We start from the raw sequence: 1,700 nt of genomic DNA, 5'->3' as shown, positions 1-1,700 counted from the left end.
CCCGCCCACTGCGACCTGCTCGTGATCGGCTCCGGCGCCGGCGGCCTGTCGGCCGCCGTCACCGCGGCCCGGCTCGGCCTCAAGGTGCTGGTGATCGAGAAGGAGGCCCAGTTCGGCGGCACCACGGCCTGGTCGGGCGGCTGGATGTGGATCCCGCGCAACCCGCTGGCCGTCGCGGCCGGCCTGCTGGAGGACATCGAGGCGCCGCTGTCCTACCTGCGCCACGAGCTGGGCGCCCAGTTCGACGAGGCGCGTGCGCGCGCCTTCCTGGACAACGGCCCGCGCATGGTCGAGTTCTTCCGCAGCCACAGCGCCCTGCAGTTCATCGACGGCAACGCCATCCCCGACTTTCACGGCCGCACACCCTTTGCCGCCACCGGCGGCCGCTCGGTGGGCGCCGCGCCCTTCGACGGGCGGCGCCTGGGCGACAAGCTGCGGCAGCTGAAAGCCCCGCTGGCCGAGACCACGCTCTGGGGCTTGGGGCTAGCCTCGGGCGCGGAGCTGCGGCATTTCCTCAACGCGCTGCGCAAGCCGGCCTCGTTCTGGTACGTGAGCAAGCTGGTGCTGCGCCACTTTCGCGACCTGCTGCTGCACGGCCGCGGCCAGCGCCTGGTCAACGGCAACGCCCTGGTCGCCGCGCTGGCCACCTCGGCCTTCGAGGCCGGCGTGGAGATCCGCGTCAACAGCCCGGCGCGTCGCCTGCTGCAGCGCAACGGCCGCGTGGTCGGCGCGCTGGTCGGCTCGCCGCAGGGCGACATCGAGGTCCACGCCACGCGCGGCGTGCTGCTGGCCTGTGGCGGCTTTCCGCACGACGCGGCGCGCAAGCGCGAGCTGCTGCCGCACGCCCCGACCGGGCAGGAGCACTGGTCGGCAGCCGCGCGCGGCAACACCGGCGACGGCCTGCGCCTGGGCGAGGGCGCGGGGGGGCAGGTGGCGCGCGACTTGGTGCAGGCCGCGGCGCTGGCGCCGGTCTCGCTGGTGCCGCGCGCCGACGGCTCGGTCGCGCATTTTCCGCATCTGATAGAGCGCGCCAAGCCGGGGCTGATCGCGGTCACGCCCGCCGGCAAGCGCTTCACCAACGAGGCCGATTCCTACCACGACTTCATGCAGGGCCTGCTCGCGGCCACGCAGGAGGGCGAGCCGGCCGAGGCCTGGCTGGTCTGCGACCACCGCTTCATACGCCATTACGGCCTGGGCGCCGTCAAGCCCGCGCCCATGCCGCTGGGCCCCTGGCTCAGGAACGGCTACCTCAAGCGCGGCCGCAGCCTGGCCGAGCTGGCCCAGGCCTGCGGCGTGGACGCCGCTGCCCTGCAGGCCACGGTGGAGCGCTACAACGACCAGGCCCGCGCCGGCCGCGACGAGGACTTCGCCAAGGGCGAGACGCCCTACAACCGCATCCAGGGCGACGCCGCCGCCGGCCACACCAACCCCTGCATGGCGCCGCTCGAACGCGGCCCGTTCTACGCCGTCAAGGTGGTGGCGGGCAGCCTGGGCACCTTCGCGGGCCTAGCGGTCAACGCCAGCGCCCAGGTGCTGGACACGCAGGGCGCGCCCATCCCGGGCCTGTACGCCGGCGGCAACGACATGGCCAGCGTCATGGGCGGCCACTACCCCAGCGGCGGCATCACCCTGGGCCCGGCCATGACCTTCGGCTTCATCGCCGCGCACCACGCGGCGGGGCGCGACCCGGCCTCCTCGGC

At 74.3% G+C, this 1,700-nt stretch carries 1 protein-coding gene; it reads left to right on the top strand.

Annotated elements, in window-relative coordinates:
- Positions 1 to 15: 15 nt before the first annotated feature.
- Positions 16 to 1,700 (top strand): FAD-dependent oxidoreductase (locus tag FFS10_RS22830; protein WP_249931399.1); only part of this gene is annotated, 1,685 nt, incomplete at its 3' end.

Source organism: Ramlibacter sp. 2FC (assembly GCF_005503345.1).
Classification (GTDB): Bacteria; Pseudomonadota; Gammaproteobacteria; order Burkholderiales; family Burkholderiaceae_C; genus SCMQ01.
The sequence above is the reverse complement of the archived record's forward strand: the minus strand, read 5'-3'. Positions and strand labels throughout refer to the sequence as shown.